General features: G+C 45.9%; 17 protein-coding genes and 1 riboswitch. Of the genes, 12 read left to right on the top strand and 5 right to left on the bottom strand.

Annotated features, from left to right (window positions below; all coding sequences use genetic code 11):
* Positions 1–32: 32 nt before the first annotated feature.
* Genes EEX84_RS02995 through EEX84_RS02980 form a run of 4 tightly spaced genes read right to left on the bottom strand, consistent with a single transcriptional unit; the run spans position 33 to position 3,371 of the window.
* Positions 33–794: an energy-coupling factor transporter transmembrane component T family protein gene (locus tag EEX84_RS02995; protein ID WP_123164110.1), complete on the bottom strand. Its 762-nt coding sequence runs from the start codon at positions 792–794 to the stop codon at positions 33–35.
* Positions 775–2,211 carry an ABC transporter ATP-binding protein gene (locus EEX84_RS02990; RefSeq protein ID WP_240033906.1) on the bottom strand — a complete coding sequence of 479 codons (1,437 nt, stop codon included), beginning with the start codon at positions 2,209–2,211 and terminating at the stop codon, positions 775–777. The genes EEX84_RS02995 and EEX84_RS02990 overlap by 20 nt, the downstream gene beginning before the upstream one ends.
* Positions 2,198–2,779 carry an ECF transporter S component gene (locus EEX84_RS02985; protein WP_123164108.1) on the bottom strand — a complete coding sequence of 194 codons (582 nt, stop codon included), beginning with the start codon at positions 2,777–2,779 and terminating at the stop codon, positions 2,198–2,200. The genes EEX84_RS02990 and EEX84_RS02985 overlap by 14 nt, the downstream gene beginning before the upstream one ends.
* Positions 2,772–3,371 carry a YkoF family thiamine/hydroxymethylpyrimidine-binding protein gene (locus tag EEX84_RS02980; RefSeq protein ID WP_123164107.1) on the bottom strand — a complete coding sequence of 200 codons (600 nt, stop codon included), beginning with the start codon at positions 3,369–3,371 and terminating at the stop codon, positions 2,772–2,774. Before EEX84_RS02980 ends, EEX84_RS02985 begins: the two co-directional genes overlap by 8 nt.
* Before the next feature lie 108 nt (positions 3,372–3,479).
* Positions 3,480–3,585: riboswitch (TPP riboswitch) on the bottom strand.
* A gap of 298 nt (positions 3,586–3,883) precedes the next feature.
* Here EEX84_RS02980 and EEX84_RS02975 point away from each other — a divergent pair.
* From EEX84_RS02975 to EEX84_RS02965, 3 genes are all read left to right on the top strand, one after another.
* Positions 3,884–5,917: a Na+/H+ antiporter gene (locus EEX84_RS02975; protein ID WP_123164106.1), complete on the top strand. Its 2,034-nt coding sequence runs from the start codon at positions 3,884–3,886 to the stop codon at positions 5,915–5,917.
* 227 nt (positions 5,918–6,144) lie between these two features.
* Positions 6,145–6,468, top strand: coding sequence for an IDEAL domain-containing protein (locus tag EEX84_RS02970; RefSeq protein WP_123164105.1), 324 nt, complete (start codon positions 6,145–6,147; stop codon positions 6,466–6,468).
* Between the two features lie 162 nt (positions 6,469–6,630).
* Entirely contained in the window at positions 6,631–6,852 is a 222-nt protein-coding gene (locus EEX84_RS02965; protein ID WP_123164104.1) for a hypothetical protein, read from the top strand.
* Positions 6,853–7,542: 690 nt separating this feature from the next.
* Here the strand turns inward: EEX84_RS02965 and EEX84_RS02960 are convergent.
* Positions 7,543–8,148, bottom strand: coding sequence for a hypothetical protein (locus tag EEX84_RS02960; RefSeq protein WP_123164103.1), 606 nt, complete (start codon positions 8,146–8,148; stop codon positions 7,543–7,545).
* A gap of 776 nt (positions 8,149–8,924) precedes the next feature.
* Between EEX84_RS02960 and EEX84_RS02955 the strand changes: the two genes are divergently transcribed.
* The 9 genes from EEX84_RS02955 to EEX84_RS02910 all read left to right on the top strand — a co-directional run bounded on the left by EEX84_RS02955 (position 8,925) and on the right by EEX84_RS02910 (position 20,037).
* Positions 8,925–9,593: a DUF1643 domain-containing protein gene (locus EEX84_RS02955; protein WP_158599065.1), complete on the top strand. Its 669-nt coding sequence runs from the start codon at positions 8,925–8,927 to the stop codon at positions 9,591–9,593.
* Between the two features lie 447 nt (positions 9,594–10,040).
* Positions 10,041–11,042 carry an SMP-30/gluconolactonase/LRE family protein gene (locus EEX84_RS02950; protein ID WP_123164101.1) on the top strand — a complete coding sequence of 334 codons (1,002 nt, stop codon included), beginning with the start codon at positions 10,041–10,043 and terminating at the stop codon, positions 11,040–11,042.
* Positions 11,043–11,751: 709 nt separating this feature from the next.
* Positions 11,752–12,027 carry a DUF4212 domain-containing protein gene (locus EEX84_RS02940; protein WP_123164099.1) on the top strand — a complete coding sequence of 92 codons (276 nt, stop codon included), beginning with the start codon at positions 11,752–11,754 and terminating at the stop codon, positions 12,025–12,027.
* 86 nt (positions 12,028–12,113) lie between these two features.
* A complete protein-coding gene (locus EEX84_RS02935; protein ID WP_123164098.1) occupies positions 12,114–13,778 on the top strand; it encodes a sodium:solute symporter family protein in 1,665 nt (554 codons plus the stop codon).
* Positions 13,779–13,934: 156 nt separating this feature from the next.
* Positions 13,935–14,144: a hypothetical protein gene (locus tag EEX84_RS16480; protein ID WP_158599064.1), complete on the top strand. Its 210-nt coding sequence runs from the start codon at positions 13,935–13,937 to the stop codon at positions 14,142–14,144.
* Positions 14,145–14,960: 816 nt separating this feature from the next.
* Positions 14,961–16,457 (top strand): phytoene desaturase family protein, encoded by a 1,497-nt coding sequence (locus tag EEX84_RS02925; RefSeq protein ID WP_123164097.1) that lies wholly within the window; start codon positions 14,961–14,963, stop codon positions 16,455–16,457.
* The gene (locus EEX84_RS02920; RefSeq protein WP_123164096.1) at positions 16,450–17,847 is read left to right on the top strand and encodes an aldehyde dehydrogenase family protein; all 1,398 of its coding nucleotides are present in this window, start codon (positions 16,450–16,452) and stop codon (positions 17,845–17,847) included. The genes EEX84_RS02925 and EEX84_RS02920 overlap by 8 nt, the downstream gene beginning before the upstream one ends.
* 66 nt (positions 17,848–17,913) lie before the next feature.
* Positions 17,914–18,399 carry a glycosyl-4,4'-diaponeurosporenoate acyltransferase CrtO family protein gene (locus EEX84_RS02915; protein ID WP_123164095.1) on the top strand — a complete coding sequence of 162 codons (486 nt, stop codon included), beginning with the start codon at positions 17,914–17,916 and terminating at the stop codon, positions 18,397–18,399.
* Between the two features lie 114 nt (positions 18,400–18,513).
* Complete coding sequence (locus tag EEX84_RS02910) at positions 18,514–20,037, top strand: phytoene desaturase family protein (RefSeq protein WP_123164094.1); 1,524 nt, start codon at positions 18,514–18,516, stop codon at positions 20,035–20,037.
* Positions 20,038–20,092: the final 55 nt, after the last annotated feature.

Genomic DNA, 20,092 nt, shown 5'->3' with positions numbered 1-20,092 from the left:
TTAACTTCTTGAGTCAGTTCAGCAGGACATTATTACGGGGCGCTCAAAATCACACCGCCTACACAGCTTCCAACCAACAGCAGCATAAAAACGCCCGCCAACAGAAAGTCTGTTCGTCCAACTTGAACAGGACGGTAGAAGGCAGTCCGTGCTTCGCCCGTAAAGCCTCGTGCTTCCATGGCAAACGCCGAACGTTCCGCTTTACGGACGGCTCCTGCAAGCATCGGGATGATCACGCGGCGCATGCTGAATAGGCGCTGCCACCAATGCTTTTCCGTATCCGCACCGCGCAGTCGGTGAGCCTGCTGAATCTGGATGAATTCATCTTTCATGACCGGCAAAAACTGATAGCCGACCATGATCCCATACGCCAGTTTCGGGGACAGCTTCAATTGCTGCATCAGGCTCATAATGAATTTTACGGGATCGGTTGTGAAAGCAAACATCAGCGATAAAGTGGAAAACGCCATGACGCGGAACGACAGCGACAATGCGGTGGTCCATTGTGCATCTGTCACATCCAAGCCGGCAAACGACCAGATGACCGTGCCGCCGGTTTCCGCACTGAATATGACAGTCGTCCATAAATAACCGAAAGCACCGAGCGTAAATGGCAGCATGAACAAGAGCCAGATTTTCCAGTTGATCCGGCTCAGGGCGATCTGCAGCGCCAGTACACTGACCCAGAACAAAAGAGGCGTCCATGGATTAAAGAAAAACGCCACCGCGAGCATTGACACAGTCACCACGCCGAACTTCACCGAAGGATTCATGTCATGCAAAAGATTCCGCAAGTTTTGCCACTCCTTTCGGCGGCAGCAGGTGGTGTTCGGCGAGCAATTGCTCATTTTGCCAAACATCCCTCGCTGCGAATTTGCCGGTCAGTTGTCCGTCTTTGATGAGCAGCACCGAATCAGCGATCGATGCGGCAAATTCCATATCGTGCGTAATGATGAAAACTGTCGAGCCATCACGCGCCCGCCCGTCGATCAAATCGAATAATTCATAGAGAGCTGCCTCGTCCTGCCCGGAAGTCGGTTCATCCATCAATAGCACCGGCCGTTTATCGGCAAGCATCGCACCGATTGCAACGCGCCGCTTCTGACCGTGGCTGACTGAGAATGGGTGCGCTTCTTTAATTCCATCCATACCCAGTCGTTCCATCAGCTCCGTGAGTTCTTCTCTGGATGCCAAACCGGAAAAAGCCAATTCATCTTTCACGGACTGTGTCAGGAACAAATATTCCGGCGACTGGGGAACATAGCCGATTCCATCAGACTGGATGCGACCGGAAGACTTTTTATGGATTCCGCATAAAGCTTTCGCCAATGTCGATTTGCCGCTGCCGTTCGGTCCGGCTATAGCCACAATTTCGCCCCGCTTCGCTTTGAACGAAAAAGAGTTTAATAACATTTTCTCTTTCAGTTTCACCGAAAGATCCGTCACGGAAATTGCGGTTTCTCCGCTCATGGCTGAAACCCGTTCAGGAAATAAAATCGGGCGTCTCGCAGAAAAATCCTGGTCAGCAATAATTTCTCCATTTCCGTCCATGCTGATTTCCCGCTGGAAAAAAGTTTCCCAAGCGTCCAAACGGTGTTCAACCACAACAATCGTCAAATCAAATTGCCGCTGCAATTCGTCGAGCCAGGAGATAAACTCTTTGGCCGTAAACGGATCGAGATGTGAAATCGGTTCATCGAGCAGCAGAACTTCCGGTTTCATGATCAGGGCGCAGGCGGTTGCGACGCGCTGCTTCATGCCGCCTGACAAAGACTGGATGTTGGCATGGCGAAGATCCGCCAAGCCGGTCAGTTCCAGAATTTCAACCATACGCGTCTCCATCCCAGCAAAAGGGACATGCAGGTTTTCCAGCGTAAACGCCAATTCTTCTTCGACCGTCGGCATGCAGAACTGCGAATCGGGATCCTGGAATACGGTCGCGATTCTATGATTGATCTCACCCGGCGCATACAGTTCTGCGGGTTTACTGAATATGAAAATGTTGCCGCTCACCATACCGTCGCAATTGACGGGATACAATCGGTTCAGCAAATACAGCAAAGTCGATTTGCCGCAGCCGCTCGGGCCGGAAATGACGACGCGTTCGCCGCGGAAAATCGAAAAAGAAATGTTGTCGAGTGTTTTTTCACTGTCATCCGGAAAACGGAACGACACACTTTCCAGAGTGAAAACAGATTCACGCACGCGCATCACCTTTGTCCGTACGGGAAATCGCATAGCCGCGCAGCGAACCGGTCGCGAGCAAGGCATCTGCGATATATTTTCCGCCGACGCCGGCAATAATGGCCCCACTCAGGACACGCAACGTGAACATCAGCGCCACAAAAGAAGGGTCGAGCGCTGCATAGCCCGAGACGAAATAACCGTAGATGAAACTGAAAACCGCCGCGCCGATGCCCGCAAGCATCAGAACAAACAGGTTGAAATGCTTGTAGCGTGTAGCGGCAAAAGCAGCTTCAGCACCTAACCCCTGGATTATGCCTGACAAAATAAGGCGCGGGCCAACCGCGTTTCCAAGCATCACTTCAATGACCGCGGCCATCGATTCGGGCAAGAGTGCTGCGCCTGGCTTGCGGATAATGTACATCGAGATGATCGAGACGATAAACCAGATGCCGAACATCCATTCATAGGCGATTGGACCGATGACGCCAGCCCAAATATTGCCAAGGTGGATAAACAGCAGATAAACAATTCCAAACACGACGCCGAACAGCGACATCAGAACAATTTCTTTCAGTTTCCACGATTTAAGCATTCTCAGCACCTCCATGAGATGGGCTGTTGATGCTCATCGACACCGTCATGACGAGATGGCGATGTTCCTCGGAGCGTGCATGGATAAATGAATCTTCGTAAAATGCAAAGACGTCATGGATATCGCCATGGATGCCGCTCGCGTAATGCATCGAATCATTCCAGACGCCATGTTCTTTCGCGCGTTCGACTTCCCGGTAAATGACCGCCATATAATCCGGGTTGTTCATCGGATACAGCGCGAACTGGGAAGAGACATATTGCTTCGTGCTATCTGTATTCAACAGAACATCGTCTTTATCAAGATAGACATCCCCTGACGTATCGCCCGGGCAGCCGATCGAGAACGTACCGTTCAAGGCCACATGTTCACCGGTTTTCGCCGCATGCAAAGTCAGCGCCTTTGCCACATTGAAGACATGGTTCTGTTTGCCGCGGATGACGGTTGAGACATCGTCCGTATTCATCCAGACAGTCGAGGTGTCGATCTCTTTTAAAGCCCCTTTGATGATTTTGATGAAATCGCCGCTCATCGGATTCAGTGTGAAGCGAAATCCGACAATCGGGCTTGTGCCGCATTGCAATGGTTCCATAATAAAATTCCTCCTTAAAAATGTGCACAAAAAAGGCCGCATCCGTGAAGATGCAGCCACTGTTCCATGCAAATAAATTCAAAAGAGGTTTGTTGTAACGTTCATTTGCGGAAAGTCACCGCACTTCCTCACGCAGGTCCTAACCTGATCGAGTCATAAGGGATCGGAGCTTTCGCTCGCATCTCAGCTAAAATAAGCACCCCCAGTGCAGAAAACGGTATGCGGTTTTTTGTGTTCGGGTTGTCCCGATGGATTCAGTGTATATGAAGGCTGAAGGGAAGTAAAGGTGATAAATGAAGTTTCCGAGGATTCTAAGTCGCTTCGTCCACCAGCTCGAGGCACAACCGCTTGGTGTATGTCTTGAAATTGAATAGTTTTCACACACAGTTGATGAAGTTTCGAGGATGGGCATCAAGTAAGGCCAGCAGGCAGCAGAACATTTTAAGAAAATGATTTTTGGGTATAGAAAGAATACCGAAGAAACCATCGCTATAGCGGAATGGAGAGCTTATATGGGCCTATTGTTTACCATATTGCTGCTGTTGATCTGTCTGTTGCTGTCAAATGTCATCAGTAACTATATCCCTTTTATTCCCGTCGCTTTAATCCAGGTGTCACTCGGCTTGGTGCTGGTGCTGATGTTCGAGGGAATTTCGCTGGACATTGAAACGGAATGGTTTTTGCTGCTGTTCATTGCGCCTCTCTTATACAATGACGGACGCAATTATCCGCGTGAAGAGTTATGGCGGTTGAGAGGGCCGATCCTTGGAAATGCCGTTCTTCTTGTGCTGCTGACGACGATCGGCGGAGGTTATTTCATTCATTGGATGATTGATGAAATTCCGCTCGCTGCAGCATTTGCACTGGCCGCCATTCTGTCACCGACGGATCCTGTTGCGGTCAATGGAATTGCAAAACGCATCCGGTTGCCCGAAGGCGTTTTGAACCTGGTCAGAGGAGAATCCCTGATCAACGATGCATCAGGACTCGTCGCTTTTAATTATGCGGTAGCGGCCGTTGTGACGGGTTATTTTTCATGGCAGGAAGCTGTGCTCGATTTTTCCTATAAGTTTGCGGCAGGCGCGGTTATTGGCCTGGTACTGGCGCTGCTGCTCATCGGCATCCGGCTGATTCTTCGGAAACAGGGAATTACCGATGTGACGTTCCATACGCTGCTGCAGATCCTCACTCCATTTTTCATTTTTATGATTGCGGAAGATGTTCTCCATGCTTCCGGGGTGATTGCCGTCGTGGTGGCTGGGATCATCCATTCCATGGTAAGGGACCAGACAGCAACACTGGTCGCAGAAGAACAAGTGCTGACGGAAAATATATGGACCATCGTTCTGTTTATACTGAACGGGATTGCTTTCCTGCTGCTCGGAATGACGCTTCCAACTTCGATGAGTGGAATTCTGGAAGATCCGGGAAGAGGATATGAGTTGATCTTCCTGTATGTCGTCGCCGTTGGTTCCGTGATTTTGGGCATCCGTTTTGCGTGGGCGTATTTGTTCTCCATTTATGAATTCAAGCGTGGAAAAATGGCAGATGCGCCTAAGCCGAATTTCAGAACCACACTGCTCATCAGCCTGACAGGTGTCCGCGGAACCATTACCATGGTCGGTGTTCTGTCCATTCCGTTCCTGATGGACAACGGAGAAGGGTTTCCCGAACGGTCGCTGATTTTATTTCTCGCTGCAGGTACCATCCTTTTCACTCTGGTGCTGGCCACTGTTTGTCTGCCGCTGCTAAGCAGGAGTTCCCAAAAGCAGAAAACAGAAACAGGAAAAATCAGTGTGGAAGAAGCCAGAAGGCGTGTGCTGTTGACTTCACTTCAGAAAATCCGTCACGAAATGAATAAAGAAAATGAAGCAGCGGCCTTTGACTTAATGGATGAATACAGGTGGAGATTCGAGCAGCTCCAGCCTGCTGAAGATTCGAAATCCCGGGCTGATAAAGATCGGGAGCGCAAACTGAAGGAAATAAGGCGTCGGGGGTTGAGAGCGGAACGGGCGTTTATCCAGAAAGCCCGAGAGGAAGGAGCCATGGACCAGGACATTTACGAAGCATTTGAAAAATCGTTTGACCGTCGGGAAGAAGCCGCTTCAAACAATGTCCGTTCGATTACGCGTTATCTGCAGGGGAAATTGGGGAGAGCCTGGAAACGTTTCTGGGGTTACCACCCTGAAATGAATGGAAACCGGCCGGAACCGTTTCCTGAGGGACGAAAACATCAATTGCAGGCGATGGAGGCCGCGATACAGGACCTGGAAAAACTTGCCCGGAAGGAAGGCTATAAAAAGCTGGTGAACGAAGTGATTTCCGACTATAGACAAAAAATCAGCCGCTTAAAAAATCCGGGTTCACTGAATGCTGAAAAATACGAGCTGCAGAAAGAAGAACTGCGAATCAGCGTATTGGACACCGGCCGCTCCGAAATCTTCCAGCTGTATGAATCCGGGTTGATCACGAGAGAAGAAGCGAAGGAGTTAAGACGGTTCATTAATTATATTGAAAGCGTGACTTTGTACGAGCAGAATGAGTGATTCTCCCTGCACCTGAATTTTTGGGGAATTTCGAATCAAAAGCATATAGTTTGTAATGGCGGGTGGACCGGCGTAAAATTCCCTTTAGCAACAACACTTTGTTCTTACTTGATTGAAGATAACTACTAGAGAAATTGAAATGATTGATATATTAGCATATGAATTTTTCAAAATGAGACAGCCAGATTGATTTGAGCTGTCAATAATGTAAAAGAAGGTGCAAACAGATGAAAAATGATAAAGCGATTTTAAAGACAAGCGACTGGGTCAAAGGCATTTCCCGCCACGGCGAACTGATCATCGGCTTCATCGATTCCATGAGCATGGTTCAGGAAGCAGTGAATGTGGTGGTGGTCGAAAGCGATAACGAGGAAATGATCGGCAAGACGATTCCGATGTCGGTCAACCAGGTGGAAAGCATACCGATGATTCAGAGTAAAGGTGCCGGCGAGCTGGAGTTCCTGATTGATCTGGCTTTGGCGACGGGGGACAAAGAGTGGTTTGAGGAACTTTCTGCGGAGTTGAATTCGAAGAAGCAGGCGGTTAACTAAGAAAAGCAGACTGAGAAGAGAATAATTCAAGAATGAGCAGCGGACTTTTAAAAAGTCGCTGCTCTTTTTGGTTTGTGGAGAGAAAGAGTACAGCTATTAGCCGGGAATATTGACACATGATATGATATATATAAAGTAAACGGGTTGAAAGGGAGTGAAGAAATGTTGACGTTAGGCAATAAATCGATCACATTAAAACGAACTCCACTGAAAGGTGAAATGAAACGAAACACCAATTTAAGTATTGATGAGATTGAAAAAGAAATGAGATTCAATAATATTCAACCCATTCAATCAACTCCTGCTGATGAGCAAGATATGAATGATAAGAGTGAAGAGTTAAGGAATTGGTACGAAGATGAACTCAGACAGTTCTTCTCATAACAGAAGAAAACTGAGAGAAGCAGAGCATGCAAGAAAAACCGCCAGACATGGTGATTTTTTCTTTGCCAAATGGAGTACAAGTGACGGATTTGTCCGTGAGTCTCCTTGCTTTGTCATAAGCGACGAAGATCCACATAATGAAATTATCGTTTGAAATGTACGAGCCAACCGAAGAGAACCGAATATGATATTGAGATAAGCTGTTTAAGAAGAGATTCAATAATAAGAGTAAATAAAATTTATACAATCCAGCGAAACCAATTATTATTTCCATTGCGTGCAACATTAGCGTAAAATGAGTATCGACAAGTAATAGAAAAACTAAAAGAAGCGCAATGCCTGAACCCGCCAAAATAAATGGCGGGTTCAGGCATTTTTAAATTTCCGCGGGACTTATAGGGAAATCTTCACGAGTCACTTCATCCATCATCTTGTGATTTTGCCTGGAAAAGATGCTGTTTTGAAAATAGGGTTAAGGCCAACTGAAGATTATGAGTTGAGCTTATGATGTGATAAGGGATTCTCTGCATATAAAAGATACAGGAGATGAAAATCTTTAAAATATAAAATGGTGTTTATTTCTTATCGATCAATTGGAGCTTCCTGTACAGCCATTATAGAAACAATTTTACACAATTCATCGCGTAGCTTTTAAAAAACAACAGTCTGGGAAACACATCAATGACTACTTCAATTTTTCACAGGCCTTTCCTTCTCTTCATTTCCATCTCGGTTCCTCCCGCGATTTTGTTTCGTTTCTTTTTGTGCCTGCGTGTCAGCTCCACTCTCTTCTTCGTCATTGATTTTCCAGGCACTCTTTACATAACTGGACTCTTTCTGATGCCACACCAAGTCAAATATCGCCCGCCCATTTGTCGGTTGGCCGTCCGGCAGATATACTGGCAGCATATCAAATAGGACGTAATAGAAGACATAGAATAAAAAAGTCTGCCAGAAGATATTGCTGGCGAGTATTCCTTGTCCTACCAGGAAGTTCACCGTTAAGCCGGCGGTCATATTGCTGAGTATAGGAGAGGCATAGAGCAACACTTTCCAGAGCTGGCTCTTTGGACGAACTTTGTCATATTCCACCCAACTGTACATAAAAAAATAGCGGCGTATTTCAATCGTTTTTAAGCGGAACATCGTCGGTCCGCTGCCAATGATCAGTTTTTTCTCCGTGGCTCCAAGAACCGTAGCCATCACATAATAACCGGTCTCCCGAATAACTGTTACTATAGGCAAAATGAAAAAAATCGCTATCAGAAGTCGGATCAGATCATCGAATCCAAACATGACAGGCTCCTCCTTTCAGCTCCATATAAGTTGAACTAATATCTTTAGTAATCGATATTCCGCAAAACAGCTCCGCTTGCGGGCCCACAGGATGTGGGTCATGCAGTAGGCGCGACAGGACGTCGCGCTGCCTACTGCCAAAACCCGTGCTCCTGTCTCTGCATCGCTGCGCTAGCTTCGAGACATGAAAGGGCGTTGCATCGCTGCGCTAGCTTCGTCGCCAAGAGTTGGCCTTGCAGGCTTCAGCCAACTCTTGGCTCGCGCTGAGCTAACTCGGGCTTACCGCCCGAGTAGATCTCATCACTTCGCTTGGTCCCCTGGGCGTCTTCGCTGTTTTGCTCCATATCTTTAGTGACTTCTCTCAGCGCCGGCGCTACTCCGTACTGGACGGAGCAATAAGACGAGTGGTTTTCTCGGCTTATTGCGGAAGTCATGTCCAAAGCGCCGAAGCGTTATATAAAGGATCATTCTTTTGTTCAACTTATACAACTTGTAATATTTTTCCCGGTTAGCATTGAATTATTCCTCTTAAGAGTATTACAACATGCAATATTAGATGGGAGTACATGGGTTATGAATGGCTGTCAATAGCTGTCTGGAATGAAATAATGCAACAGGTTGAAAAGAAAAAATTATAGAAAATTTAGAATATTATTGAGAACATATGTTCTTTTTGGTATAATCAGGTTACAGAAATTATGGAATGGCGGGTCTTTTTGCCGCTCATTTACGGGAAGCCTTTTTAAAAAAGTCACTAAAAAATGAGGGGGAATTGTATGTTTCAATCAGCAAGGGAATTGGAAAATGTATTTCAGACAGAAGGAGCTTTTTACAAATTGGATACGGACGGAAGAATTCAGCTTTGCCGAAGTCTCGCTGTCATCCGCCGAATCGACTCGAAACAGGAAGGAATTGATGCCTTGTTTGTGTTGCTGAATCCCGGAAAATGTCTTCCATTGGCTGGTGAAGAATCTATCCCTCTACTAGCCGGGGAGGTTGAGCGGCTAACGCTTCTTCCCGCAACCCCTGATAATACGTTATACCAACTGATGCGCCTGATGGAGCGGATGAGCTGGAATGCTGTCCAGGTCATCAACCTGTCTGATTTGCGGACTGGGAAGTTTGAAGAGTATAAAGAAAGTCAAAAGTTCATGAAGGCACAGGGTGACGTACGCCACAGTATATTTTCAGTTGATCGGTATGGTGAGTTATTGAATTGTATGGAGAAAGCAAATTCGGTTATCGCAGGGTGGGGAACCAAATCATCGATCATCCCCGCTGCGAAAGACGCCCATACCATATTATCGGAAAGGGTAAATGTCGCCGGCTTGGCTTACAAAGTCCGCCCGTTGTATTACCACCCGTTCCCATGGATCCAGAAAAAATGCATTCAATGGTTGGATGATATGGAAGAACAGCTGAAAGAGACAGTAGAAGTGGTTTAGAAAAGGTTTCTTTATTTAAAAGAAAGTGGAAGTTCCGACTCGCCTCAAAGTATCCGGTTTTACGCTTTCTCCTCACATGATATGTACAGAAACAGCCATCTTTATCGAAATTAATTGATTTCATTAAAGATGGCTGTTGTATTTTATTCGGCACATCCCTCCGGCACACTTTTCACTCCCGTAATCCATAAAAGAGGAGTAAACCGGAAACCTCTAAGTTTATCAAAGATGTCTTGTTGAAAAAAGGGAAAACTTCACTGAATAATTTGAAAAATCCAATATCCAAACAGGTAGTCTTAATTCGTTCTTAACGATATATTTCTCACTAACAGTTTCCGTTTTCACCGCAGGATCTTGTGAAAAAGGCAGCTGTTAAAAGTACCGGGAAATTCCTGCTTATCGGTTTCTGGCTGAAGCGGGAATCTGCAAACGATGAGGAATTTTGGAATGTATTTATTCAAAAAAGGGGGCGTTGGGAACGTGAAGAAAAAAGGGTTAATCGGACTCATTCTAGTTGTAATCTTTGTAGTCACGGCAGTGCTTGTGGGCGCGAATTCAGTGAAGGAAACCAAACCGGTACCATCAGGGGAGCGGCATGATATCTCAGAAATCGTTACAGCAAAGGCGGAGTGGGAAAAGGTCGCTGCGGGTGAGGAAGGATTCATGGAAGGGGTCAATTTCGACCGCGAAGGTGACATCTGGATGGTCAGTCCGATGAGCGGGGAACTGCTGAAAGTCGAAGGGGAGGAAATACAACACGTCGAAGAATTTCCGAGTCCTGTAGGAGCGAAATTCCACAAAGACGGACGCTTGTTCATGACGGATCTTACTGGCGTCATCCATGCGTATGACCCCGAAACAGGGGAAAGTGAAATTGCTGTAAGCACGTATGAAGGCGAGCCGTTAAATGGTTTGAATGACTTGGTGTTTGATGAAGCGGGAGGTTTGTATTTCACGGAGCCGATGGGATCCAGTGCCACTCATCCGGTCGGACGCGTCTTCTACTTGCCGGCAGACAGCACGGAACCTGAATTGTTTGCAGAAAATATTGCCTATCCGAACGGAGTTGCTATTTCGGCTGATGGCAATCGTGTTTACATTTCCGAATTCGGCAAAAACAGAGTTCTTGCTGTTCCAGCGTTAAACGCGCCACCTTCTCCTGAAACGCCATTTGTCTTCGGCCATTATGAAGGCGGAATCGGTCCGGATGGATTGGCGGTCGATGCGGAAGGGAATTTATATATCGCTCATTTCCAAGCCGGTGAAATTGTAGTCCAGGATGCGAACGGCTTTACCTCCGGCACCATCCGCCTGCCTGAAAATGCCGGAACTTTCACAACCAATCTGGCGTTTCATGACGGCTATTTGTATATCACGGAATCCTCCAAAAATGAAGTTTGGCGAATTGAAGTAGAAAAAGAAGGGGTGCCACTTTACGGGCGTCAGTAGATGTCGCAGGGGCAAATGATTACTGGAAATAATCGATTTGGCCACCTGTTGTAAACGCTGATTTGGATATTGTTTTGATGACAGTAAAATCTCGCTCCTGCTATATGAAATGGATTAATGGCAGTTGCATAATCGAAAACCGCAATCGGAAAGCCGAGTTTCCCGATTGCGGTTTTCGTATGTTTTTTCTTACCCGCTCCGCAACTCCGGCAACAGCCGTAGCATTTTCAACAAAGTCAAAATCCTATGCGAGACTCCGCGCCGCAATAATAACGACGAACACACCGACGACATCCAATAAAGAACTGTTATTTGATAGTTGACAACATTGTAAATTTTTAGAATAATTGAATTCACACCTTAGCCAAAAAACGCCAAAGGAGAGGAAGTGGGACGGATAAGTTAAAAAAGATTCAATTTTAAAAATAAAATGAAAGCGCTTGCGAAAAGGAGGGATTCAAATGATTTGGGTCATAGCACTGGGAATAGTCACGGTTATATCGGTAATAATGGGGGTGAAAAAGAAAAAGGCTGTCTTCTTACTGGTCCCTTTTGTATCTATTTTCGCCTTCATGTTAGTGAAGATCATTATGGTTCCTCTCCCTTTTACAGACACCGTACGTTTCATATTCAGTTTGAGGGGATGAACAAAAGAGTAATTGAAGCGGTTCTTACTTAAAAACCTATCAAATATAATGGGGTGAAGATTTTGAGGAAGATTGATAAAAAAGAAGCAGATGCCTATTTTCGCCTTCGGACTACCTTGATTGTTATTTATTTGGCAATTGGATTTACCGCCTCTTTTGTTGTCGTATTTTTCGCAGAGGCATTATCAGGCTTCAGCGTCAATGGATTTCCTTTCCACTACTTCATGGGTGCTCAAGGAGCGGTTCTGACCTTCATTATTCTGTTGTTCATCAATGCCATTGTGAATGATCGAATCGACAAAAAGTTCGGCATTAACCAGGAAAACAAAAGAGGATAACACCCGGTTACATAAACATTCAAGCAACTTAAAAAAGTGTGCGAGTCTTGAAAAAATTTATGTGTTTTTGAAAAGGGGGAGAAATAGTGGATTCACAATTTATCGTATCGCTCGGCCTGATTTTGGCGTCTTTTGGCTTGTATATAGGGATAGCAGTTTATAATATGGCCCGGCAAACTTCCGACTTTTACGTGGCGGGGAGAAACGTACCGGCAATTTTCAACGGAATGGCGATAGGAGCCGACTGGATGAGTGCCGCTTCCTTTATCGGTATGGCAGGTACGGTCATGCTTTTGGGCTATGATGGCCTTGCTTACATCATGGGGTGGACAGGCGGTTATCTGCTGTTAACCTTTTTGCTGGCTCCGCAACTGAGAAAGTCCGGCCGTTATACGGTGCCTGAATTTATCGGAGATCGCTATAGAAGCAACACAGCACGCTTAATAGCCGCTGTAGCAACGATCATCATCAGCTTTACCTATTCAATCGGGCAGCTTTCAGGCTCGGGTGTGGTTATTGGCCGTTTGCTGGAAGTGCATACAGCGGTCGGGACGTTGATAGGGGTTGCGTTGATTGCTTTTTACTCAGCACTGGGAGGGATGAAAGGAATCACATGGACTCAAGTGGCGCAATATCTCGTTTTGATCACAGCCTATCTGATACCGGTCATCTTCATGTCGCTTCAACTGACCAACAATCCGTTGCCGTGGCTTTCCTACGGCCAAATCGTCAGCGAACTTCAAGTGTTGGATGCTCAGCTTGGCATTTCTGAATATGTGGTCCCTTTTACTGAAGCGACGCGGTGGCAGTTTCTGGCTCTGATGTTTACATTAATGGCCGGAACTGCCGGCCTTCCTCACGTCATTGTCCGTTTTTATACGGTTCCGACCATGAAAGCTGCACGCTGGAGCGGCGCTTGGGCTTTGCTTTTCATCGGTTTGCTTTATTTGTCGGCACCGGCGTACGCTGCATTTTCCCGTTTTATTTTAATGACTCAGGTGGCAGGCTCTGCAATCGCCGATTTACCGGCCTGGACAACTTCATGGGTCAATACAGGCGCGCTGTCAGTGGCGGATACAAGCGGCGACGGCATTTTACAATGGAACGAACTGGTGATCAGCAATGATATTGTGGTCATGGCAACTCCCGAAATTGCCAACCTTGGTGTCTTTGTCGTCGGTTTAATGGCAGCAGGTGCAATGGCTGCCGCCCTGTCAACAGCCGGCGGGCTGATGATTGCAATTTCAGCAGCATTGTCGCAAGATATCTACTACCGATCCATCAATCCGCAAGCGACCGAAAGAAAGCGATTATTGGTCGGCCGTTGGTCCATCATTATTGCGACCGTTGCGGCAGGGATTGTCGCATTGGATCCGCCGGGGGCCATTACCCAAATTGTCGCATGGGCTTTTGCGCTGGCATCTGGCACCTTTTTCCCTGCGCTTATTTTAGGAGTATGGTGGAAACGGGCGAACGGACCAGGCGTCATTGCAGGCATGTTAACCGGTTTGGCGGTGACGCTTACCTACATTTTCGCTTCCAGATATGGGGGATTGAGTATTTTAGGAATTATCGATACAGGGGCAGGCGTGTTCGGGGCAACAGCTGCAATTCTGGCGATTGTCATTGTTTCTTTGGCAACAAAAGCGCCTTCACAGGAAACACAGGAAGAAGTGATGGATCTCCGCTATCCGGAAGGAATGTCTTATAGAAATGGGGAAGTCTGGATGGAAGATTCGAAGAAAGAGTAAAAACATCTATGGAATTTTCTTCGGCTTATTGAAACAAGTCGATGACGTCCTGAGGTTTCAGTTTGACTGAATTTCCGACATTCCTGAGTCATAAGAGCGTATTGGAAAAATAAAAAAAGAAGCAAATCAGGAAGACTAATAAAGAAGGAAACACAGATGGCTTGTCCCAATCCATCTGTGTTTCCTTTTTACATGTTGTTCAATGACTACACTGATGGCAATGCCAAGCGGTGTTGCTTCGTGCAGATGCGGTATTTCAAAGCCGAAAAAACCGCCGATAAACGAAATCAGATAGACCAGAAAAATGGCGCCTGTGGCAGCGACGACGCCGAACCGGAAGTTCTATATAACTTTGATGAAACCTGATTCATAGGCGAGCAGCAAGCTTATCAAATTTTTCAAATGCATCATCTATCAAAGTCGGATTGCCGCTTCTCAAACATCATCACCTCTTCAATCGTTTCGAGCAAATTTTATTAACTCCTTTAAGTTGTAAGCAGACAAAGCGGGACAGTGAAAAATAAGCTTTTTGAGAAATTATTGACTGGTGGCGTAATTGATAAAGTAATGTATAATTAATTTATAACTTTTATAATATCCTAATGAGAAATAGTATATAATTTGAACAAAAGAAAACGGCTTTTAAACACGTCTTTGCCGCTTTGGAAGGGCAAAGACGATGCTCCTGCGCAAGCTTGTCCAAAAGAGGCGTTAAGTTTTCTGGCGCTCTTTGGCTCCTGCCATGAGCCGAGAAGACTACTCATTTCATAGCTTCGCCTAGCCACCGGACGCGCCGGAGCTAAGAGATTAATAACTAATTAAATAGTTACATGTTTTTTTGGTATTTTCATAAAAGATATGGAGCAAAGCAGCGCAGCGGTGCAGAGACACGAGCACAAGGCTTCAGGGAGCTGTTTTGCAGAATATCGACAAGTAAAAATCTTATGTTCAACTTATTACAGCCAAATGAAACAATTTCAAAAACAGAAGCCGGCAAGACGTTGAGGCGAGTTTAGAACAGTGAAACATAGGGAAAAATCAGGAGAAGATTGTATGGACGAAAAGCACAGTCAAGCTATTATTTATTGTGAAAAGACAATGAAAAAATCTGAAAGATTCTATAGGACGAAATAAGATATTTCCACTATCCCCAGGGTAAGTTCCGGAAAGGTGTTGTGATGACTGTTGAAAAAGAAAAGCGTACTGATCATCGGAGGCGGGCTCGGCGGCTTATCGGCTGCCATTTCATTGGCACAACGTGGGTATGGCGTTTCCTTATACGAAAAAAATAACCATTTGGGAGGAAAATTGAATCGGCTGGAGCAGGATGGTTTTGGTTTTGATCTGGGCCCTTCCATACTGACAATGCCGAAAGTTTTTGAAAGACTGTTTACTGCCAGCGGAAAGCGGATGGAGGATTACGTTTCGACTGTCAGGCTGGACCATCAGTGGCGGTCCTTTTTTCCGGATGGCAATATCATTGATTTATACGAAAATCTGAATGAAATGCAAGCGAAAAATCCAACGCTGAGCAAACGGGACATGCGTCAATACCGTAAACTGCTTGACTATTCGAAAAGGATTTATGATCTGACTGAGAAAGTGTATTTTGACAAAGGCGTTGACAACACAAGAGAAATCCTTAAGCACGCTGGCAAGTTGAGTGCGTTGAGGAACTTTGATTTGTTTTCAACTGTACACCAGGCGGTTGATAAACGCATAAGCAATCAGCAGTTGCGGGACATGCTTTCATATTTTACCAAATACGTTGGTTCTTCTCCTTACGATGCACCTGCCGTTTTGAATATGATGATTTACATGCAGCATGATCAAGGGGTATGGTACGTTCCCGGTGGAATGCACCACCTGCGGAATGGCTTGGTACAGCTGGCGAAAGAAGTCGGTGTTGCATTCCATACAGGAAAGCGGATTATTCGATTGAACAAAGAAAGAGGGGAAATTACCGGAGCCGTTTTGGAAGATGGAACCGAACTGACCGCAGATTATTATGTTGCGAATATGGAAGTGATCCCCGTTTATGAAAAGTTGCTGCAGGAAAAAAAGCCAGTGGTGAAAAAGATGAAGAAGAAATTTGAACCGGCGAGTTCCGGGCTGGTCATGCACCTCGGAGTGAAAAAAAGCTATCCACAACTCGGCCACCACAATTTTTTCTTTGCCAAAGATATGAAGCGGCAAATGAATAAAATATTTCATCGTCATGAACTGCCGGATGACCCGGTCATCTATCTGGTCAACGTCAACAAAACAGACCCCACCCAGTCACCTGCAGGTTACGAAAACTTAAAAGTACTGCCGCATATCCCATATATTCAAGACAAACCTTTTACCCAGCAGGATTATGATCGCTTTGCCGAGCGCGTATTGATTAAGTTGGAAAAGATGGGGCTGGACAATTTACGGGAAAACATTGTGACAAAGGATATATGGACGCCGGAAGATATTAAACGCGTCTATGGCTCTGACCGTGGCGCTATTTATGGAACCCTGTCGGATCGTAAGAAAAACAAAGGATTTAAGAACCCGAAAAAAAGTGAGCACTATGACAACCTGTATTTTGTCGGCGGAACAGTAAACCCGGGCGGAGGAATGCCGATGGTTACATTAAGCGGCCAGCAGGTAGGGGATATGATTGTTCGAAGGGATGCTCAACATGACTGACAATGACCGTCTTTTTTTGAAAGGCCTGCTTGAGAGGCAGCAACAGGATCTATTCGCCAACCCTTCTCCATCCGTAAAAATGCGGAAAAAGATGCTGTGGAGGCTGAAATCAGTTCTTCTGGAACACGAAACAGCGTTTATTCAAGCTGTTCATTCGGATTTGGGAAGGCCGGCATTTGAAATTTATTCTTCTGAAATTGCAGTCCTGTTGAATGAAATAGACTATGTGTGCAAGCATTTAGAAAAATGGTCCAGACCTGTCCGCTCCCGCCATATCAAATTCGGATACGTGGAAGGGATTCACAAAACGAGAAGCCCATACGGCAGCGTGCTGGTCATAAGCTCTTGGAATTACCCGCTACAGCTCGCACTGATGCCTGTCATCAGTGCGCTGGCGGCTGGAAACCGTTGCGTGATCAAACCATCAGAGCATTCACCGGCAACAGGTGAAGTGCTGGAAAAGACCATCAACCAACTGTTTCCGGCCGAACAGCTGAGAGTTGTCACAGGGGATGCAGAGACTGCCGGGCAGTTGACCTCATTGCCTTTTGACTTGATTTTTTTTACAGGCAGCCCAGAGACAGGCAAAGTTGTGGCAGAGCAAGCCGCCAAACAGCTTACACCGGTAATCCTGGAACTTGGCGGAAAAAATCCCTGTATTCTGGAAGAAACGGGCTTTACGAAAGCGGCCATCCGGGAAATCGTCTGGGGCAAATTTCAAAACGCCGGGCAGACTTGTATTGCACCGGATACCCTTTTTGTCCATCAATCCATTTACAAAGAGGCATTGTCGGAGATTTCCTCCGTGCTTGTCGAGTTCTATGGGAACCGGCCAGAGAAAAGCAGGGATTATGGCAGAATTTCTCACCGTTCCCATTTTCAGCGAGTGGCCGATTTTATCACTCAAGGCAGTGTATGGCATGGCGGGGAACAGGATGCCGGAAATTTGTTCATCGCACCGACCGTGCTTACGGACATTAAACCGGGAAGCTCCATCATGCAGCAAGAGGTCTTTGGCCCTGTACTTCCCGTCATTCCATATAAAGACTTAAAAACATTATTCTCGCAGCAGCTGATTCAACGGGATGCCTTGACGGCGTATATTTTCAGTAAAAACAAAAAGCACATCCAATGGTTTCAGCAATACATGAAATCGGCAACCACCAGCATCAACCAAGTGATTCATCATGCCGCAAATCCTCATGTTCCTTTTGGCGGAGTCGGGCGGAGCGGATACGGCGCTTATCATGGCTATGCCGGCTTTCAGGCCTGCAGTTACGATAAGACAGGTTATAGAGCTCATCATTACATGCATACGCAAGACAAATTCCCGCCTTATTCTGATAAAGGTTTGAGCGTAGTAAAGAAATTTCGGAAATGGTTGCTGTAAAAGGAATTCCGTTTCTCTGAGTTCAAAATGCAAATGGGATTGGAAGATTGATTAAGGGGGGATCCCATGCCGATTGTTTCATTGCCTGTCATATGGGTCGTTGTATTTGATATTGTCGCATGGTCTTTTTTTCATCTGGCCATTTCCTACATCTGTTTCAAACTGCCGCTGGCTTATTTTCGAAAAGACAGCTTTTGGTTTCAGATTTTCTCCTGGGAACAATCAGGAAGGTTATGGCAACGATTATTCAAGGTGAAAAAATGGAAAGGCTCTCTTATAGACGGTACTGTGTTGTTCAATACCGGCTATACGAAAAAGAAATTGCATGGCAGCAAAACAGAAGAGCTGAAAATCTTTGCGGCAGAAACAAAGCGTGCGGAACTGACACACTGGCTCTCGATATTACCTGCGCCGCTGTTTTTCCTTTGGAATCCGTTTTGGGTGGGTTGGTTGATGGTCTTTTATGCCTTGGCATCCAACTTGCCGTTTATTGTAGTCCAGCGCTACAACCGCGGCCGCATTTTGGCCATTACCGAACTTGGTAAAGGGTGAAATTGTTCTCATGCGAGGTCCGTAGCTGTTTTGCGGAATATCGGCAGGCAAAATCATCAGTTCAACTTATACAAGCGAAAAATGATGAAATGTGAACAGAAATGAGGGAATTACATGAAAAAGAAAGTCATCGTTGTTGGCGCGGGTGTTGCAGGACTTGCCAGCGCAATCAGGCTGCAGCATGCTGGGTACCAGGTGGAAGTATATGAAAAAGAATCCACACCTGGTGGAAAGATGAACAGGATTGAGATGGACGGCTACAAATTCGACTTGGGACCCACCATTGTCATGATGCCGGAATTGTACCGGGAAATTTTTGAGCTGTGCGGCCGTGATCCGGATGATTACATTCCGATGGAAAAGCTGGATCCGATTTACCGTGCTTATTTCAGCGACATGCCTGACAGCCCTTACGACATCTCTTCCGACCTTGTCAAATTGACAAAGACAATCGAATCGATCAGCGAAGAAGATACGGCAGGGTTTTTCCGCTACCTTCATGAAATTTATAAAAGCTTTTCCATGGCCAAACATTACATCCTTCAACGGCCGTTCCGGAAAAAAGGAGATTTTTATAACCTGCCCATGCTGAAAAGAGCCATGAAATTGAGGACGTTCGATAATGCTGATAAGTTTATCGGCAAATATATTAAGAACGAACGATTAAAGCAGTTAATCAGTTTCCAAACCTTGTATATAGGAATTTCCCCCATACAAAGCCCTTCTTTTTATACCATGATTCCCATGATTCAATTTTTATACGGTGTCTGGTTCATCAAAGGCGGTATGTATACAATGGCGTTGGGAATGGAAAGGCTCTTCAAAGAACTTGGAGGGGAAATTTTTTACGGTAAAAATGTGCAGGAGATAAACATCCAAAACCATAAAGCCACCGGCATTGTCGTGGACGGCCAAGAAGTCGATGCGGATTTTGTCGTCTGCAATGCAGACTTCCCGTACGCTATGAAAAACCTGGTCAAAGCCCCGGAAGCCAAAGGGAAATACACTGACAAGAAAATCGACAACATGAAATACTCCTGTTCCTGTTTTCTGCTGTATCTCGGCATGGACAGGAAATATGAAGAAGTTCAGCATGTCCATAATTTTATCTTCAACGAAAACCTGAAGAAAAACCTGCATGATATTTTTGCCGGAAACAAGCTGACAGATGCGTCATTTTATGTGTACATAGCATCGAAAATGGATCCTTCGCTGGCACCTGAGGGAAAAGATGGGCTTTATATCCTGATGCCTGTTTCAAATTCAGCTTCCGCAAAGTATGAGTGGAACCAGCAAACGACTGATGATTACCGGAACTACATTCTAAAAACATTAAAGACAATAAAAGGGTTTGAAAACATCGAAGAGGAGATCGTCACTGAGACGTGTTTTACGCCACAGGACTTTGAATCGAAATTCAATGCGCACAATGGTGCAGCGTTCGGATTGCAGCCAATTTTGTCCCAAAGCAGCCACCTGCGCCCGCAAAGCAAAGCAACCCATTGCTCCAATCTGTATTTTACCGGGAGCAGCACGCACCCGGGCGCCGGTGTCCCGATCGTCCTTTTATCAGCCAGGGTGGCCACCCAGGAACTCATACAGGACGATACAGGCGTTTTATACGACTACGGAGTATGATGAGGAGCAAAGGGAGTTTTAGCTTCCACTGCAGACTTCTTTTATCGACGCAATG

This window comes from Planococcus salinus (genome assembly GCF_003719725.1).
In the GTDB taxonomy this organism is placed as follows: Bacteria; Bacillota; Bacilli; order Bacillales_A; family Planococcaceae; genus Planococcus; species Planococcus salinus.
The sequence above is the reverse complement of the archived record's forward strand: the minus strand, read 5'-3'. Positions and strand labels throughout refer to the sequence as shown.